Annotated in this window: 13 protein-coding genes; 4 read left to right on the forward strand and 9 right to left on the reverse strand. The window is 63.3% G+C overall.

The annotated features are described in order from the left end of the window. Nucleotides 1-94: 94 nt before the first annotated feature. Nucleotides 95-1,072 (forward strand): bifunctional helix-turn-helix transcriptional regulator/GNAT family N-acetyltransferase, encoded by a 978-nt coding sequence (locus tag C4S68_RS18660; protein WP_103934625.1) that lies wholly within the window; start codon nucleotides 95-97, stop codon nucleotides 1,070-1,072. Nucleotides 1,073-1,080: 8 nt separating this feature from the next. Here C4S68_RS18660 and C4S68_RS18665 read toward each other — a convergent pair whose 3' ends face one another. The 3 genes from C4S68_RS18665 to C4S68_RS18675 are packed head-to-tail and all read right to left on the reverse strand — an operon-like array spanning nucleotide 1,081 to nucleotide 7,981. Beyond that, nucleotides 1,081-3,144: a TolC family protein gene (locus C4S68_RS18665; RefSeq protein WP_103934626.1), complete on the reverse strand. Its 2,064-nt coding sequence runs from the start codon at nucleotides 3,142-3,144 to the stop codon at nucleotides 1,081-1,083. Beyond that, a complete protein-coding gene (locus tag C4S68_RS18670; RefSeq protein WP_103934627.1) occupies nucleotides 3,141-4,736 on the reverse strand; it encodes an efflux RND transporter periplasmic adaptor subunit in 1,596 nt (531 codons plus the stop codon). The genes C4S68_RS18665 and C4S68_RS18670 overlap by 4 nt, the downstream gene beginning before the upstream one ends. Then, nucleotides 4,736-7,981: an efflux RND transporter permease subunit gene (locus C4S68_RS18675; protein ID WP_103934628.1), complete on the reverse strand. Its 3,246-nt coding sequence runs from the start codon at nucleotides 7,979-7,981 to the stop codon at nucleotides 4,736-4,738. Before C4S68_RS18675 ends, C4S68_RS18670 begins: the two co-directional genes overlap by 1 nt. A gap of 263 nt (nucleotides 7,982-8,244) precedes the next feature. Between C4S68_RS18675 and C4S68_RS18680 the strand changes: the two genes are divergently transcribed. Then, complete coding sequence (locus tag C4S68_RS18680) at nucleotides 8,245-10,098, forward strand: tetratricopeptide repeat protein (RefSeq protein WP_146072223.1); 1,854 nt, start codon at nucleotides 8,245-8,247, stop codon at nucleotides 10,096-10,098. 69 nt (nucleotides 10,099-10,167) lie between these two features. On the opposite strand, the gene C4S68_RS18685 is transcribed toward C4S68_RS18680, so the two are convergent. Both C4S68_RS18685 and C4S68_RS18690 read right to left on the reverse strand, forming a co-directional pair. Beyond that, nucleotides 10,168-10,779, reverse strand: coding sequence for a superoxide dismutase (locus tag C4S68_RS18685; protein WP_103934630.1), 612 nt, complete (start codon nucleotides 10,777-10,779; stop codon nucleotides 10,168-10,170). A 293-nt stretch (nucleotides 10,780-11,072) separates the two neighbouring features. Then, on the reverse strand, nucleotides 11,073-11,378 hold the full coding sequence (locus tag C4S68_RS18690; protein ID WP_103934631.1) for a hypothetical protein: 306 nt from the start codon (nucleotides 11,376-11,378) through the stop codon (nucleotides 11,073-11,075). A 546-nt stretch (nucleotides 11,379-11,924) separates the two neighbouring features. On the opposite strand from C4S68_RS18690, the gene C4S68_RS18695 reads away from it, so the two are divergent. Next, the gene (locus tag C4S68_RS18695; protein ID WP_103934632.1) at nucleotides 11,925-14,393 is read left to right on the forward strand and encodes a glycoside hydrolase family 15 protein; all 2,469 of its coding nucleotides are present in this window, start codon (nucleotides 11,925-11,927) and stop codon (nucleotides 14,391-14,393) included. Between the two features lie 21 nt (nucleotides 14,394-14,414). Then, a complete protein-coding gene (locus C4S68_RS18700) occupies nucleotides 14,415-14,951 on the forward strand; it encodes a VIT1/CCC1 transporter family protein (protein WP_235011705.1) in 537 nt (178 codons plus the stop codon). Between the two features lie 42 nt (nucleotides 14,952-14,993). On the opposite strand, the gene C4S68_RS18705 is transcribed toward C4S68_RS18700, so the two are convergent. The 4 genes from C4S68_RS18705 to C4S68_RS18720 form a co-directional block, all read right to left on the reverse strand. Continuing rightward, nucleotides 14,994-15,416, reverse strand: a complete 423-nt coding sequence (locus tag C4S68_RS18705) for a VOC family protein (RefSeq protein WP_103934633.1) — start codon at nucleotides 15,414-15,416, stop codon at nucleotides 14,994-14,996. An 82-nt stretch (nucleotides 15,417-15,498) separates the two neighbouring features. Further along, complete coding sequence (locus C4S68_RS18710; protein WP_103934634.1) at nucleotides 15,499-16,485, reverse strand: SRPBCC family protein; 987 nt, start codon at nucleotides 16,483-16,485, stop codon at nucleotides 15,499-15,501. After that, nucleotides 16,482-17,003: an SRPBCC domain-containing protein gene (locus C4S68_RS18715; RefSeq protein ID WP_103934635.1), complete on the reverse strand. Its 522-nt coding sequence runs from the start codon at nucleotides 17,001-17,003 to the stop codon at nucleotides 16,482-16,484. The genes C4S68_RS18710 and C4S68_RS18715 overlap by 4 nt, the downstream gene beginning before the upstream one ends. Further along, the gene (locus tag C4S68_RS18720; RefSeq protein WP_103934636.1) at nucleotides 16,975-17,436 is read right to left on the reverse strand and encodes an ArsR/SmtB family transcription factor; all 462 of its coding nucleotides are present in this window, start codon (nucleotides 17,434-17,436) and stop codon (nucleotides 16,975-16,977) included. The genes C4S68_RS18715 and C4S68_RS18720 overlap by 29 nt, the downstream gene beginning before the upstream one ends. Between the last annotated feature and the right edge of the window lie 63 nt (nucleotides 17,437-17,499).

The raw sequence follows: 17,499 nt of genomic DNA on the forward strand, positions 1-17,499 counted from the left end.
AAGGCTATCGGGCTTCAAGCGATCCGGCTGTGACGAGCGTCACGCTTCGTGTCGATTCGTTGACAGAGTCAACGAATCGGTTCGATGATGCGTCATGAGCGAAGATTCAGCCCACGACTCCGTGCTAAGGACCGAGATCACCGCTTTTCGCGGCTTCAACCGTTTCTACACGCGCTTCATCGGCATCCTTGGGGAGAGCCTGCTGGAGACTGGCTTCAGCCTCACCGAGGCCCGCATCCTGTACGAACTCGCGACCCGGGGAACCTCGAATGCGAGCGAGATCGCGCAGACCCTTGGCGTCGACCCGGCCTACCTGAGCCGTGTGCTCACGCGTTTTGAGACTGCGGATCTTCTGCGCCGGACAAGGTCGAAGCAGGATGCGCGCCGCGCAGAGCTCTCGCTCACGCGCCGCGGCAAGACGCTCTTCCGCAAGCTCAACAGTCTGTCCGAGGCCCAGGCGCTGCAGACCCTCGAACCTCTGAGTCTCGCAGAACGCCAACGGATGATTGCGGCGATGGGCACCATCGAGTCGCTGCTGTTATCTCGTCCGAAGCAGGACGGGGCTGTGGCGCAGGACAAAGCCGCACCACGCTTCATCCTGCGAGCGCCGCTTCCCGGTGACTATGGGCTGGTGGTCAGCCGCGAAGGCGCGCTCTATGCGCAGGAGTATGGCTTCGACGCCAGCTTCGAAGCGCTGGTCGCGCGCATCGTCGCGGACTTCGTGGATCATCTGCAGCCGGCACGCGAGCGCTGCTGGATCGCCGAGAAAGACGGCCGCCACGCCGGACACATCTTCCTGGTGCAACATCCGAAGCAGAAGCACACCGCCAAGCTGCGGCTGCTACTGGTCGAGCCCGAAGCGCGCGGCTGCGGCGTAGGAGCTGCACTCGTGGCTGCGTGCATCGCCTTCGCGCGCGAAGCCGGCTACCGGAAGGTCACGCTGTGGACGCAGAGCATTCTCGGTGCAGCGCGGCAGATTTATACGCGCTCAGGCTTCACGCTGGTCGCAGAGCAGGATAACTTCCAGTTCGGCAAGCAGCTTACTTCGCAGACCTGGGAGCTTGAGCTCTAGCACTCGAGTTACGGGAGCTTGCCTGCGATGGCGTCGTCGAGCTGGATGTGGTTTTTGTCGAGCAGGTCACCCAGCGAGTGGTCTAGCTGCAGCCGCGCCTTCATCCAGTTGCTGCGCGCCGCGATCTCGGTCGAGCGCGCCTGGGCGAGATACGCCTGGCTCTGGATGACGAGGAGGTCCGTCGACTGGCCGACAGAGAGCTTGTCGCGTTCGGCCTCCAGCAGCTTCTCCTGGTAGGTGCGGCTCTCTGACGAGGCGCGGTACGCCTCTTCCGCGGTCTCGAGGGCCACGACGGCTGTCTCGATCTCTTCCCGCACCTGTGCGGAGAGCTTCTCCGTGCGGGCTTCCACCTTGCGGAGCTCGATCACGTCGCGAGCCGCATCGCTCTCGGCTACACGATTGCGCAGCGGCAGTGTGAGCTGGATGCCGCCCTGCACGATGGTGGATACGCGCTGCCCACCCGTGGCGAGAGCCTGCGGAGTCGTGGGCAGTCCCGTGCCCGTTGAGCCCAGCTGCTCATAAGGCTGCTCTGTGGCGCCGCGTGTTTCCACGTTGGCGTAGACGTTCAGCTGCGGTCGGGTGCTGTTCTGGCTCGCACTCACGCTGATGCGGCTGGTGTCGATCTGCATCATTGCCTGCGCGAGGTCGGGACGCTGCGCGAGGCCCTGCTGCACGAGCGCATTCACATCAAGCGGCTCGAGCTGATCCGGCACGGTGATGCGATCCGTCGGGACGATCTCGCTGAACTGCGCGGTGAAGGCGGGTGAGGCCGTGCGCAGCAAAAGGTTGCGAAGGATGATCTCTTCCTGGCGATACAAGCCCTGCGCCTGGATGAAGTCGAACTGGCTGGAGCGCTCGAGCGCCACGGCCTGTGCGAGGTCAATGGGCGCCAGTGTACCGAGCTGCTCCTGGGCCTGTTCGTCTTCGCGCTGCTTGCTGGCCGCGCGCAGCGCCTCCTGCTTTACGAGGACGTTTTCGCCCAGGGAGACGAGATCGAAGTACACGCGCGAGGTGCCGTAGATGGTGTCCATCACCTGCTGCTCGAAGAGCAGGCGGGAGATCTTCTCATTCGTGCGCGCAATCCGCAGGTAGCGAACATTCACCGCGCCACGACCTCGCAGCAGCGGCTGCGTGAGCGTGAGCGAGGTGCTTGGCGAATGGAAGGGATCGATCTGCGAGTTCGAACCGTAGAGTACCGCCGGAGCATTGTTCACGATGCCTTCCAGCTGTGCTCCAGTGGCGAACCCCTGCAGGTAGGAAGCGTTGAGCTCGGTAAATTGAGCCGGGCTGGTCGATGTGGTTGTCGTCGTCGTGCTCAGCAGAGCGGAGGTCCCGCGATGCAGGTATCCGGCCTCGGCGATGAACTGCGGATCGAAGAGCGGAACGTTGGGGCCGGCCGCGAAGGTGAAGCCCTGGCTGGTTTGTGCGAGTGCCAGACTGCTCTGTGCGGTCGAGTTCAGGCTGGTAAGGTCCGTGACCGCAGGCGTCGTCGGGTTGGAGTTCACCGTGGTTGCATTGAGCAGCGGCGAGCCCGGGCCACCAACGCCGTTGGGCGGCTCAGCGATGCTGAAGTCGAGGCCGCGAAGGCTGCCACCACCGGCGGCGCGAACCTCATCGGTGCGGGCCGCAGCGAGATCGTAGCGCTCGGTCTCGACGTCGAGATTGTTCTCGAGCGCAAGCGCGATCGCGTCCTGCAGCGTGAGGTACAGCTTGCCGTCACGCACCAGGGATTCGAGCCGCGTTTGCGAGCCTGGAAACAGCGGCGGCACGATGGGCTTGCGATACGGCCCCAGGAATCCGAGATAGTTTGGCGTAAGCCCCGTCGCGCTGTTGCGTTGTGGCATGGAGCTTCCGTTCGCAATCTGTGTGATCTGCGGTGCGGGAGCATCGGGTGTCGCGACGTGGCCGTTGATGGCCGGAACGTCGGGCGGTGTCATCTGCTGCGTCGGACCACTGCCTGGTAGCTGTGGCGAAGAGGCGACCTGCGCCTGCACTGACGCAGCCAGAGTGCACGCCCACAATGAGGCTCGCGCGGCGCTTCGCAGGCTACGGTGCTGAAGGCGCGGACTCATCGCTGGCCTCCGGATTGCTTCTCGCCGGAACCGTTGCTCTGCGCCTTTGGAGCGTTGCTGGCCTTCGGGCTGGTGGAGTTGTTGCCGCCCTCCGACTGGTTGGTGGCCGATTGAATGCGTGCCTCGACCTCGCGGCCTTCGGTGACGTCATCGGTCACGGAGATCACGATGATGTCGCCCTGCTGCAGTCCTGAGACGATCTCGACGACGTCGCCGAAGTCGCGGCCCAGGGTGACAGGGGTGAAGTGCACGCGGCCGTTGACGATCTTGGCCACGGTGGTGGTGTTCTGGCGCACGATGATGGCATCACCGAGGATCGTGAGCGGGCCCTGCACGCCAGCGGTTGGGGGGAACGTCACCGTGCTGTACATACCGGGCAGCAGCTTGCCATCCTTGTTGTCGACCTGCACTTCGGTCAGCAGCGTGCGGGTGTTGGGGTCGATGGAGTTGGACGTCCGTGTGATCACGCCGGTGAAGCTGGCGTTGGGATACTCCTGCACGGCGAGCTTCCCAACGGCACCGGGATGGATGGCGGTGGCGTAGCCTTCCGGCACGGAGATGAGGATGCGCAGGCGGCTCTGGTCGGCCATGCCGAAGAGCGGTCCGCCCTGTCCGGGAGACTGCGCTGGCGTCGCCGCCGTTCCGATGCTTCCGCTGGCGCCGGAGTTGTTGCTTTGGCCAGCCTGCTCGGAGCCTCCGGTGGTGGAGAACTGCCCAGTGGGAGCCGGGCCGCTGGCTGCGCCACTGCTGCCACCCGATGCGGAGATCAGAGCTCCGACGTCGACGTTGCGCTGCGTGATGATTCCGGTGAACGGCGCGCGCACCTGCTCATACGCCTGCAGCGAGATGTTGCGATCGAGGTTCGCTTTGAAGGCCTGTACGTTGCGCTGGGCCGCAGCGACGTTGGCTACCTGGGTTGCGTAGTTGGTCTCCTGCTGGTCGCCGACCTGGCGGCTGAAGACCCCTTTGGTGACGAGAACGCGATAACGATCCAGCGTGACCTTCTGCAGGTCGAGCTGAGACTTCTGGTTGTCCAGTTGCTGCTCTGCCTGACGCAGCTGCTGGCGCGCCTGGTCCACCTGGGCGTCGAGGTCAGGCGCTTCGATCACAGCCAGTAGCTGACCTTTCTTCACGTGATCGCCAATGTCGACGTAGCGGGTCTTCAGGTAGCCGTTGGAGCGGGCGTAGACGTAGGCCTCGGTGAGCGGGATGGTGGTACCGGGAAGTACCAGCGCTGCACCGGTGCGAGCTGCATCCACGCGCTCGGCGACCACCACGGGCTTGTCATGCTTCTCCGCGCTGGCGTCCTTCTGCAGCTCGCGGTCGCGCGCAAGCCGGGGCAGTCCGCCCAGCAGCAGAGCGCCGATGAAGATGACGACGGCTACGGCGATGCCGATCCACAGGATGCGGCGGCTGCCCGGTTCCTGCGGATGCTCTTCGCGCGCATGCTTTGGCTTGCGGCTCGCGTTGGTCGCTTCAAAGCTCTTGCCCAGGCGAATGTCATCCTGCGCGTTGGGGTCCGCGAAGGACTCGCCTACCGTGCGTTCATCGCGATTGTCGCGATGGTCGTTGGGTTTCAGATCGTCTGGCATCAGGCGTGCTGCTCCTGCGACCCATCCGGGCCGTGGGGATGATGTTTGGTCGGATAGAGCTCGGTGCCCGCTTCCTCCTCGATCTCCTGGGAGTAGTCAATGGGCGGGTGCTTCTTGAGCAGTGAGTAGATCGTCGGAACCAGGAACAATGTGCCGAGCGTCGCGAACAGCAGACCGCCGATGACGGCGCGGCCCAGCGGCGCGTTCTGCTCGCCGCCTTCACCGAAGGCCAGCGCCATGGGCAACATGCCGATGATCATGGCGAGTGCGGTCATCAGCACAGGGCGCAGGCGGGTGTGTCCGGCAAGCAGTGCGGCCTCGCGACGATCCTTGCCTTCGAGGCGCTGATCGTTGGCGAAGACCACGAGCAGGATCGAGTTGGCGGTGGCCACGCCGATCGTCATAATCGCGCCCATCAGAGAAGGCACATTGAAGGTGGTCTGCGTGACGAACAGCATCCAGAGAATGCCGCAGAACGCACATGGGATCGCCATCAGAATGATGACCGGGTCAAGCCAGCTCTGGAAGTTCACCGCCATCAGCAGGTACACCAGCATGATGGCGAAGATGATGCCGATGCCGAGACGAGTGAAGGAATCATTCATCGTCTTCACTTCGCCCACGACTTCGATGCGCGTCGTCGCCGGAAGACCCTTGCGGGCCTGTGCGACGATCTTGTCGATCTCGCCGGCGACGCCACCCAGGTCGCGGCGATCGACATCCGAGAAGACGTCATACACCGGCTGGATGTTGTAGTGATTGATGATCACTGGCGACTCATCGCGGCGGAAGCTCGCGACGTTGCCGAGCAGCTGCGTGGCGTTGCCCTGGTTGGAGGTCACCGGGGTGCGTGAGAGCGCGTCCAGCGTGTTGATTCGGTACTGCGGCGTCTGCGTCACCACCTGGTAGTTCACGCCGGTCAGCGGGTTCAGCCACTGGTTTGGCGCGGCCTGGGCGGTACCGGAGAGCGAGACAAGCGTGGCCTGCGACACATCCTGATCGGTGAGGCCGATCTGGCGGGCCTTGGTGCGGTCCACGTCGATGCGCATCGTCGGGTAGGTCACCTTCTGACGGATGTGCACGTCGACGGCGCCGGGGATGTCCTGGATCTGCCGTGCCAGCTTCGCTGCGATCTCGTAGTTATTCTTGCCGCGTCCGATCACCTGTACATCGATCGGCGCCGGGAGACCGAAGTCGAGGATCTGGTTGGTGATGTTTGCGGGTGCGAAGAAGAACTCGCCGTCGGGAAACTTCTGCCGCAGGTCGGAGCGCAGGGCGCGCATGTACTCCTGCGTCTTCTTTGCGCCGGGCTTCAGCGAGATGAGGATCTCGCCGTCGGAGTTTGAGAGTGTGGAGGAGTCGCCAAAGGCCAGGTTGATACCGCTGTTGGGCAGGCCGATGTTGTCGAGGATCAGGTCGAGACGATCCGTGGGAATGACGTTGCGGATCTCGTTTTCGATCGAAGCGAAGTACTGTTCGGACTGTTCGATGCGCAATCCCTGCGGAGGCGTGACGTGCAGGCGAAGCTGCCCGGAGTCCACGTAGGGGAAGAAGTCCTTGCCGATGAAGAGCGACAGCGGGAGCGAGATGACCACCAGCAGGACGAAGAGCAGGATGGTGAGGCCGGCGTTTTCAAGGCACCACTCCAGCGCATGCTTGTACTGGTGCTGCATCTTCTCGAACTGGCGATCGAACTTGGAATGGATGCGCCAGATGAAGCTGCGGCGTTCTTCAGCTTCAGCCGCGGCTGGATCCTGGTAGAGCTTGATCTCCGCGCCGAGCAGGAAGTGCATCATGGTGGGAACGAGCGTGCGCGAGAGGAAGTAGCTGGCCATCATCGCGAAGGCCACGGCCTCGGCGAGCGGCGTGAAGAGGAACTTTGCCGCGCCCGTGAGCAGCACCACCGGGATGAACACGATGCAGATGGAGAGTGTCGAAACGAAGGCGGGTGCTGCCACCTGCTGCGCAGAGTGCAGGATGGCCTGCGTGAGCGGACGCCGCTCCGCCATGTTGCGATGCGTGTTCTCGATCTCCACGGTAGCATCGTCGACGAGGATGCCGACGGCGAGCGCCATGCCGCCGAGCGTCATGACGTTGATGGTCTCGCCCAGCGCGGTAAGGATGCAGATTGAAGCTGCGATCGAGAGCGGGATCGACACGCAGACGATCAGCGTCGAGCGCCACGAGCCGAGGAAGAGCAGGATCATCAGGCCGGTGAGGAGAGCCGCGATTACGGCCTCGCGCACCACCTCGTTGATCGACGTGCGAACGAAGAGCGACTGGTCGAACAGCGGCTTGATCGTGAGGTTGCCGAGGCCGGCCGTAAGCTGCGGAATCATCGCGATCGTGTTGCTTACGATGTCCAGTGTGGAGGTGTTGCCGTTCTTCAGCACCGTCAGCAGGGCGGAGCGCTCGCCGTTCTCGCGCACGATGTTGGTCTGCACGGCGTAGCCCATGTGGACCTGGGCTACATCCTTCATGGTGACGACGGCGCCGTTGGCGGCGCGGATCGGCATCTCGTTGAACGAGGCGAGGATGTCTGGGCTCGAGTTGGTGCGGACGACGTACTCGCGGTTTCCGAGGCGCGCGGTACCGGCCGGCAGGATCAGGTTCTGCTGGCCCAGCGCGGTCGAGACATCCGAGGCCGAGAGGTGATGTGCGTAGAGCAGGTTGGGGTCGGTATCGACCATCACCTGCTTCACCTTGCCGCCATAGGGCAACGGCACGCTCGCGCCTTCGACGTTGGCGAGGCGCGGCCGCACGAACTGCAGGCCATCGTCGTAGAGGTCAGCCTCGGTCAGCCCCTGGCCTGAGAGTGCCAGCTGCACCACGGGAACGGACGAGGCGTCGTACTTGATGATGAGCGGAGGGAAGGCCCCGGGCGGAAGTACGCGCAGAATGGTCTGCACGATGGACGTGACCTGCGCCTGCGCAACGGCGATGTTCACACCCGGCTGGAAGTACACGCGGATGATGGCGACACCCTGGTAGCTGGTGCTTTCCGTGTGCTCCATGTTGTTCACGGTGGTGGTCAGCGCGCGTTCGCAGACCGTGACGATGCGACCTTCCATCTCCTGGGGTGTCAGACCGGTGTAGGTCCACACGATGGAGACGACTGGGATGTTGATGTAGGGGAAGATATCCTTGGGAGCTTCCACCGCGCAGCCAATGCCAAGCATGGCGATCAGCATCGAGAAGACGACAAACGTATAAGGGCGGCGCAGTGCCAGCCGGACGATCCACATGCGGCAGCCTCAGCTGTGGTTGGGGTTGGCTCTTACTCAGTCTGTGTAGACTCTTCGAAGTGTATCGAAGACTCGGTATCGGCGTTGTGGGCGATGTTCGGTTGGGGTGTTCGATGCCACAAGAGGGCGGATGTTCGATGCTGCAGATGAGCCTCCGGATGCGCAATCGGGAGGGTCATGCGCTACTTTGGCGCGATATGCTCGCTAGCAGAGCAGAACATGAGGCGCAGGTCCGGCGCATCCACCTTTCGAGGAAGCTAACGATGAGAAACACGATGTGTGCTGCGGCGATGCTGGCGGCGATGGGTTCCATGACGACGCTCGCAGCCGGCCATGCAGGGGCCCAGATGACTGCTTGTCATGATATGGGATCGATGCAACCCGTCCCTCCTCCAGAGACGTTGCCCGCACCGTTGAAGATGTCTGGCATTGGCAACGGACATCTAAAGATCACAGCTTCGCCCGAAGCGCAGGCATGGTTCGACCAGGGTCTGAACCTGCTGCACGACTTCTGGGATTTCGAGTCGGCCAAGGCCTTTGAGCAGGCGATTCGCGTCGATCCGAAGTGCGCCATGTGCGAGTGGGGACTTTCGGAGGCGCTGGCAAATTCTCATAACCAAGGCGGGAGCTACTCCCAGATTGCGATCAACAAGGCGCAGGAGCTGAAGTCGCACGCAACGAAGCGAGAGCAGCTGATGATCGAGGCGACGGCGCTGGAGCTCGACGAGAGAGCCTCGCCCGCATCGCACGGTAACGGAGCGACGAAGGAGTCCGCGGCGACAGCGAAGTGGCGCGAGGTGGTGAAGCTGGACCCGGCGGAGCCGCAGGGCAAGATCTTTCTCGCCGAGTCGCTGATGGATGGCTTTGACGACAAGGGCGAACCACACGCCGGCACGAAGCAGGGGATTGCGCAGCTCGAAGAGGTGATGAAGGCGTGGCCTGATGACTCCGCGGTGAACCACTACTGGATCCACGCCATGGAGCCGAGCTCGCACCCGGAGCGTGCGATCGAGAGCGCAAAGAAGCTCGCGAGCCTCGCGCCGTCCTCGGGCCACATGGTGCACATGCCTGGCCACATCTTCTATCGTGTGGGCGATTACGCCCAGGCCGAGCATTGGTTCGTTGCGTCGACCGAGGTGGATGAGGCCTACATGCGCCGCTCGCACGTCTCCGTGGATGACGACTGGAACTACGTGCACAACCTGATGTACTCCATCGACAACTTCATGGAGGAAGGCAAGATCGGGCAGGCCACCACGCTCTCTGCGAAGCTTGCCGGGGCGCGCGGCACTCGGGCGGACACCCTCTACATCGGAGCTCCACGGGACGGCATGACGCGTATCAACACGATGCTGCCCATTGCCCTTCGGCGGGGCGACTGGCGCGGCGTCGAGGCTTTGCTCGCGCAAAGCCAGCCCGATGCGAAGCTCGAGAACCTGCTCTTTCTCTCCGGCGAGCTGAAGACCTTCGCCCACGGCATGATCGCTCTCGAGAGCAACAACGTCGCGGCGGCGCAGCTGGATTCGAACGCGCTCGATGCCACGCTGTGGCGAAAGTCGCAGAGCTTGAAGGACGTTGTTGCCGAGCACAAGGACGATGCCAGCTCCGACAGCGCGAAGGATAATGCGGCAAAGAAGGCGGAGGCGATGAAGCCCGTGATGACCACGATGTCGCCGGATGCGATGGCCGCGCCTCTGGTCTCGGTGCTCAGCATCATGTCGCTGGAGCTGCGGGCTTCGATCCTCGCAGAGCAGAAAGACCTGCCCGAAGCGAAGAAGCTCTTCGCCCAGGCCACGCATGAAGAGAAGCAGCTTGGCTATCGCGAGCCGCCGATGTATATCCGTCCCGTAGGCGAGACGGAGGGCTTCGCGCTGCTGCGTGCGGGCGACGCGGAAGGCGCTCATGCGGCGTTCGCCGCGGCGCTCGTCGAGCGGCCCAACGCTGGATTTCCGCTGTACGGTATGGCTCTCGCGAGTGAGGCGGGCAAGAAGCCGGTGCAGGCTCGCGAGGAGTACGGCAGGTTTCTCGAAGCTTGGCGCGATGGGGATCCGAGCGCGGAGATGGAGCATGCCCGGGCCTACGTGAAGGGCACGCCGGTCATGGCGGAGCTGCGATAGCAGGCGCACGCACCGTGCACAACCAAGGCCGCCCGCAGGCGGCCTTGGTTATTGCAGGAGAAAACCGGCTTACGCCTTCGCCTTCTCGAAACGCTTATTGATCTCGTCCCAGTTCACGACGCTCCACCAGGCAGCGAGGTAGTCGGGGCGCTTGTTCTGGTACTTCAGGTAATACGCGTGCTCCCAGACGTCGTTGCCGAGAATCGGGTACAGGCCATCGGAGATGGGCGAATCCTGGTTGGGCTTGGTCACGATCTCGAGCTTGCCGCCCTTGAAGACCAGGAAGCCCCAGCCGGAGCCGAACTGCTTCGCGGTGGTCTCGTTGAACTTCTTCTTGAAGTCCTCGAAGGAGCCAAAATCGGCCTTGATCTGCTCGCCGATGGGGCCGGTGGGATCGCCGCCGCCGTTGGGCTTCATGATCTCCCAGAACATGGTGTGGTTCACGTGGCCGCCACCGTTGTTGCGGACCACAGGGCGCACGTCCTCAGGAACGCTGGCGAGGTCGGCGATCAGCTCCTCGGGGGTCTTCGTGCCCAGCTCAGGGTGCTTCTCCACCGCGCCGTTCAGGTTGGTCACGTAGGTCTGGTGGTGCTTGTCGTGGTGCAGCTTCATCGTCGCTTCGTCGATGGTCGGCTCGAGGGCGGCGTAGTCGTAGGGCAGGGGAGGCAGTTCAAAAGCCACGGGAGTTGCTCCTTTTCCTGAATGATTCTCGGTTGAGCTGCGGAGGTCGACTCCGCGCAAACTTTCTGGGGGTTTCCGCGGAGCCAACTCCGCGCCAAAGGGGTCTCGCCCGGTTGTGACAGTTTGGATGCGCGCTGGAGGGCGTGCGACGCATCCCCGAGGTCGAGAATAGCGCAACGGGCATCAACAGGTCGCGAACGAGTCGCTTCGGGGACAAAAGAAGGGCCGGGGAGGTGTCTCCCGGCCCTTGAGGTCCTGATGAGTTGCAAAGATTCAGCGGCCGCTGGGTGCGGCTAATTTTTTGCCGGAGCGCTGGGCGCCTTGTCGCCGTGCATCTGGGCACACATGCCGGCGCAGTCTTTAGCGTCCTTCGCGCCATCTTTCGTGGCGCTCATGCCTTCGCAGCAGCCTTTGGCGCAGGTCTTGCCGCAGCACTTCTTATCTTTGCAGCCTTCGTCGCAGTGGCCGGACCTGGTGCAGGTGGCGTTTTCGCCGCAACCGCAGTGGCCCATGCAGCAGCCTGTGCCCTGGGCAACACCGTAGACCGTCATGACAGCGCCGAGAAAGAAAACGGCAAGGGAACCGAGAATACGTTGCATAAAAATGTCTCCTGAGGGTTGAAAACCGCACATCGCAGGCCACGACATCGGGTCGTGACGCCGGCGTGGCCGGCTAGAGTCTCAGGTCGCGGTACAGGACGTATCGAGCGGTGCGTTGCTGCGGCCCGGGCGGAGGGGGCGTCCGCACCGGGGCCGAGACGTAGACCAGACGATCCCATGGGCTCGCGGCCGTCCTTTGCAGCACGGCGGCAGGGGGGATGACCGCCAGCTGGGGTGCAGGGTCAGCGGGTTGGCTGCCTGCACAACACGGTCGCGAGCACACGTTGCTGCGCGTCGCCTGCATCTGCCCGCAATCCGTCTCCGCATGATGGCGGCAGCAGGGCATCGAAGCAGGTTCGGACGCAGCGCAAAGCACCTGAGCCAGTCCGGGCAGTGGCGTGAGCCAGAGGCAGATTGCCACCACTGCGAGTTGGAAGAGGCGCTTCATCGTCCACAATCAGCATCCGCCCCGGGGATTGCCAATACGGTGACGAGCATCACTTCCGTGTGTGCCGCGGAGCGAGCCTCTGTGGTCGAATAGGTGGCATGAGTGTGTTCAGCGGAACGTATCAGTGGCTCGACGACGATGGAGCAGCCTTTGGAGCACCGGGACTCGAACCCCGCTGGACATCGAGCAAAAAGGACACCGTAGCGACGGCCTATGCCGCTTCCAGCCGCATCTGGTTCACCGCCTCGCACGGCACCCTGAACGAGGTGTATTACCCCACCATCGACCGTCCGCAGATCCGCGACATGGAGCTGCTGTTCACTGACGGCGAGACCTTCTTCCACGAAGAGAAGCGTGACTTCGAGTACGACTTCCATTACATTGATACGTCCGCGATGGCCGTACGCGTGGTCGCCAACGACCTCGGCGGCCGCTATACCGTCACCAAGGAGTTCATCACCGACCCGCATCATCCCGTGGTGTTGATGAACGTCAAGATCGAGGGTGAGGAAGAGGTTCTTTCCAAGCTCAAGTGCTACGCGCTGCTGGCGCCGCACCTCGATGGCGGCGGCGAAGGCAACAACGCCCGCTCGCTGGATATGGCCGGGCGTCGCTGCGTGCTCGCGTGGAAGAACGGCATCTCGCTGGCCTTCGGCGCAGACTGCGGCTTCACCCGCTCCAGCTGCGGGTACGTGGGGTCGAGCGATGGCTTCCAGGACCTCTCCACGCACATGCGCATGACCTGGAACTTCGGCCAGGCACTCAACGGCAACATTGCGGTCATGGGCGAGATCGATGTGGCCAGGACGCGGGAGTTCACCATCGCGATTGCCCTCGGCGACGGCCATCACTCCGCGCTCTCGGGCATGATGCAGACGCTCTCCACGCCCTACGAGCTGCATCGCAAGCGCTTCATCGAGCAGTGGCGGCGTGCCGGCTCGCCGGAGCGCCTCGCGTCGGTCTCCGGTGATGACGGCCGCCTGATGCGCATCTCGCACAACGTCATCCTCACGCATGAGGACAAGACCTACCCCGGCGCCTTCATCGCCTCCGCATCCATTCCGTGGGGTGCGGCCAAGAGCGACGACGATCTCGGCGGGTATCACCTGGTGTGGACGCGCGACATGTGCCACTCCGCCACGGCGCTGCTGGCCTGCGAGCGCGTGGATACCGCCCGCCGCGCCCTTGTCTATCTCGCCTGCACGCAGCATCCTGATGGCGGCTTCTCCCAGAACTTCTGGATCGATGGAACGCCCTACTGGTCGGGCATCCAGCTCGATGAGGTTGCGTTCCCGATCATGCTCGCGTGGCGGCTCTGGAAGGTCGATGGCCTGGGCAGCTTCGACATCGTTCCCTTCGTCAAGAACGCCGCGTCGTTCCTCGTGCGGTACGCTCCGGTGACGCAGCAGGAGCGCTGGGAGGAGAACGCGGGCTACTCCCCGTCGACCCTCGCCGCGGTCATCGCGGCGCTGATCTGCGCTGCAGACGTCCTGCGCAGGCACGGCGACGAGGTCCTCGGCACGTTCCTCGAGGAGTACGCCGACTGGATCGAAGCGCATCTCGATGAGTGGACCACCACGTTCCGTGGTGTGCTGCTGCCGGAGATCGCGCGCCACTACATGCGCATCCGCCCGCCGGCCGAGGGCGAGCCCTTCCACAATCCGGGCATCGCTCCGGGCATGATCCACATCAACAACCGGGGTCCCGGTGAGAAGTTCGACTTCGAGGCGCGCGAGGTCATCGATGGCGGCTTCCTGGAGCTGGTGCGTTACGGCATCCGCCGCGCCGACGATCCGCTCATCATCAACTCGCTGAAGGTCGTCGATCATGTGCTCAAGATCGACACGCCGTATGGCCCCTGCTGGCGTCGTTACAACCACGATGGCTACGGCCAGCGGAAGGATGGCGGCCCGTTCATCCACTTCGGCCAGGGCCGCGCGTGGCCTATCCTCACCGGAGAGCGTGCGCACTACGAGCTTGCTGCGGGAGGCGATGTGCGCCCTTACATCAAGGCGATGGAGCGCTTCTCGAGCTTCGGCGGCATGCTGCCGGAGCAGGTGTGGGACTATGCCGACATGCCCTCCGAAGGCATGTACTTCGGCCGCTCGGCAGGCTCGGCGCAGCCGCTGGTCTGGGCGCATGCGGAGTACATCAAGCTGCTGCGCTCCGTCGCCGATGGCCGTGTCTTCGATCGCATCGATATCGTCGAACAGCGCTACGCGGTGCCGAAGGAGAGCCGCACCTTCGAGAGTCGCATGGAGATCTTCCAGCTCGGCCGGCCCATCAGCGCGATGATGCAGGGTGGCACGCTGCGCATCGTCGACCACGAAGACTTCCACGTCGTCTGGTCGCCCGACAACTGGGCCACGACCAACACCACTGTGTCGCAGAACGTCGGAAAGCCGGGCAGCTTCGCCGACATCGAAAGTGCAAAGGATCACACCGGCAACATCACATTCACGCTATATTGGCCCAAAGATAACCGCTGGCTCGGGAAGAACTTCCAGGTGGAGATCCATACCGATGCGATCCCGCAGGAGGTCGCGGCGATGAAGCCGCGGTCATAGCGGTCAGCGAGCAGGAGACAGGTGAGGGCTACAGCCAAGCGCAAGGTAAAAGAGATCGCGAGCGCGCACGATCTGGTGGCTCTCGCAAATGACGACAAGGCATTCCTGCTGCGCGTCGTGCAGCCCGGGCTTGCGGGCCTCATGGATGGCTCGGTCTCGACACTGGCTCCCATCTTCGCCACGGCCTTCGCCACCCACAAGTCGCATACGGTCTTCCTGATTGGCGCGGCGGCTGCGGTGGGTGCAGGCATATCGATGGCTTTCAGTGAAGGCCTCTCCGACGATGGCGAGCTGACCGGCCGCGGCAGCCCTGTCGTCCGTGGGCTGATCACGGGCGCCATGACCTTCCTCGGCGGCTTCCTGCACACGCTGCCGTTTCTCATCCCCAACGTGCACACGGCCCTCATCTGGGCCTACTTCGTCGTAGGCGTGGAGCTGCTGCTCATCTCCTGGATCCGCTACAAGTACTTCAAGTCGAGCTTCGCGGTGTCGTGCCTGCAGGTCATCGTCGGCGGAGGTCTGGTCTTCGCCGCGGGGGTACTGATCGGGAGCTCTTAAGGCGCGAAGCTCGGCACGACTGCCGAGCTTCGTCCTCTGCGGCTAGGCTGTCGGCATCTCGGGTCCCGGCACGCTGACCATCCAGTTCATGCCGAACTTATCCGAACACATACCGAAGAGCGGCGACCAAAACGTCGGCGCCAGCGGCATCACGATGCTGCCGCCTTCGCTCAGCGCAGCGTAGATGCGCTTCACTTCGGCTTCATCCGCATCGCTGACCGAGACCTGGAAGCCACCCATCGGGGCGCCACGGTCCGGCGGAGCGTCGCAGCCCATCAGCGTGATGCTGCCTACCGGCATTGAGGTATGCATCACCTTGCCGCTCCAGTCCTCGGGGACCGGCGCCGGTTGGGGCGCCTCGCCGTAGGTCATCGTGATCAGGCGCTTCGTGCCGAAGACCGTCTCGTAGAACGAAAAGGCTTCGTCACAGTTGCCGGAAAAGTTCACATGCAGGTCGGTCTTCATACAGCGTCTCCTTTGACGGTCGTGCAAGAGTAGAAGCTTTGTAGCTCCAGGGCATTACCGGGCGGTGAAACGACCCACCGTGTCAGGCGATGGCCGCGAGGTACTCTTCCAGCTTGCCGAAGCTCATCGTCCAGCCTTCGCGCATGCCCTTGAGGTATTGCGGGGCCTGCGCGGTCTGGTTCATCACGTGGACGTCGAGCGTCACACGTGTACCACCACCGACCTCCTCGAAGAACACAGAGTTCCAGTTGGTGAAGAGAGGGTTTCCCTCTGCATCCAGCGCCGACGCCGTGAAATGAAAGCGATGCGGCGGATAGAACTCGATTACTGTACCTGCCATGGGGTAGATGACGCCATCCGGTGAGCGCATGTCGATCTCGATGCGGCCGCCATTGCGCCGCTCGAACTCGCAGTGGGGGTTGGTAAAACCCTTTGGCCCCCACCACTGGGCCAGATGCGCCGGGTTGGTCCACACAGCGAAGACGGTCTCCATCGGCGCCTTGAACACGCGCTGCAGATGCAACTCTGTCGGGATGTCGCCCGCGGCCTCGGTGCGTCCTGGCTGTTGAGTGCTGAGGAGGTCCGTGAGCTTGTCGAAGGAGCTGTTCCAGCCGCCGGTGTGCCCGTTGCATTCGCTCGCAGAAGCAAAGGGCCCCTGCGTGAAGTGCATCACCGTCTTGTTGCCTTGTTCTTCGAGGCGCACGGTGACGGTGTTTTCCTGGTACGGGCTCGGCGGGAGTCCAACAGTGTTGCGGTCGTCCCAGGCAAAGGTGAAGACCAGCAGCTCCGGCGGACGCATCTCCAGCACTGTCCCGCTCTGGCCGAGATACGCCATCTTCTGCGTCGCGGGAGCGCAGCCCTCCATCTTGCGGGCCCATTGGCCGCCAGCTTCCGCGGGCCACGTCACGGAGGTGACGCCAAAACCCCGGGGTCCCATCCACTCCTGCATCATGTCCGCCTCGGTAAAGGCCTTCCATACGAGCTCGCGTGGTGCGTTGAAGATGCGGCTGATCTTGAGTTCGTGGGCGGCGGGAGTTTGAATCTCGACGGGCATTGCGCTCGTGCTCATGCGGTTACCTCTTCCTCGTTGCTGCAGGGGTTGGCTGCAGAGAGAAGACTCTCCAGCCGTTCAAAGAGATCGCGCAGCCCCTGCACCGAACCGTACTCGCGCACGTTGGCGTCGCGCTGCTCGCGGCTGGGGAAGTCGATGCGCCAGGTCATCAATGTACCCTCGGGCGCGTCCTCCCAGGTCAAGGTCTTGTTCAGCCGGATCGGCTCAGCACCTTCGCGGCAGCCAAACAACCCCAGGCGAATACGGTTGTACGGGACCACCTCGATGAAGGTCATGGTGTTGGGATAGTTCGTGCCGTCGGGACCGTGCATCGTGAGTTTCCACTTGCCTCCCGTGCGGACGTCCATCTCGTGGATCGTGGTGGTGAAGCCATGCGGCCCCCACCACTGCACCACCTGCCGGGGGTCAACAAAAGCCTCATAGACCAGCTCGCGAGGAGCGCGAAAGACGCGCGAACTAAAGATAGCGCTTTCGTCATACGCCAGTTCAGGAAGGCTTGCGAGATCGAGTTCCATGACCGTTCTCCTTGTGTGGGACCTGGGACTTGCTGGTATTGCGGGTCTTATTTGTGGCGGTTTGCTTTGCCTTTGCAGGGGTTGGAGGCGATCCCGGTGGGGATGTAGCCGCCTGCTCGGCCTGGATCCGCTGCAGGTAGGCGTCGAGCCGGTCGAAGCTCTGCTCCCAGAACTGGCGGTATTGCTCCAGCCACCCAACGGCCTGCTCCAGTGGTTGCGCACGCAGCCGGCAGGGCCGGAACTGCGCCTCTCGCCCGCGTTCTACGAGACCGGCTTTCTCCAGCACCCGCAGGTGCTTGGAGACGGCGGGCATACTCATCTCAAACGGCGCGGCCAGCTCGGTGACGGAGGTCTCTCCCAGCGCCAGCCGGGCGAGGATCGCGCGACGCGTCGGGTCGGCCAGGGCGGCGAAGGTGTGGCTGATCGTGTCCATCTCGTTCCTCATGGGTCGATTGCAGATAACCAATAGGTTATGTAACCAATTGGTTCAATAGAC

The sequence above is a fragment of the Bryocella elongata genome, assembly GCF_900108185.1.
Taxonomy (GTDB): domain Bacteria; phylum Acidobacteriota; class Terriglobia; order Terriglobales; family Acidobacteriaceae; genus Granulicella; species Granulicella elongata.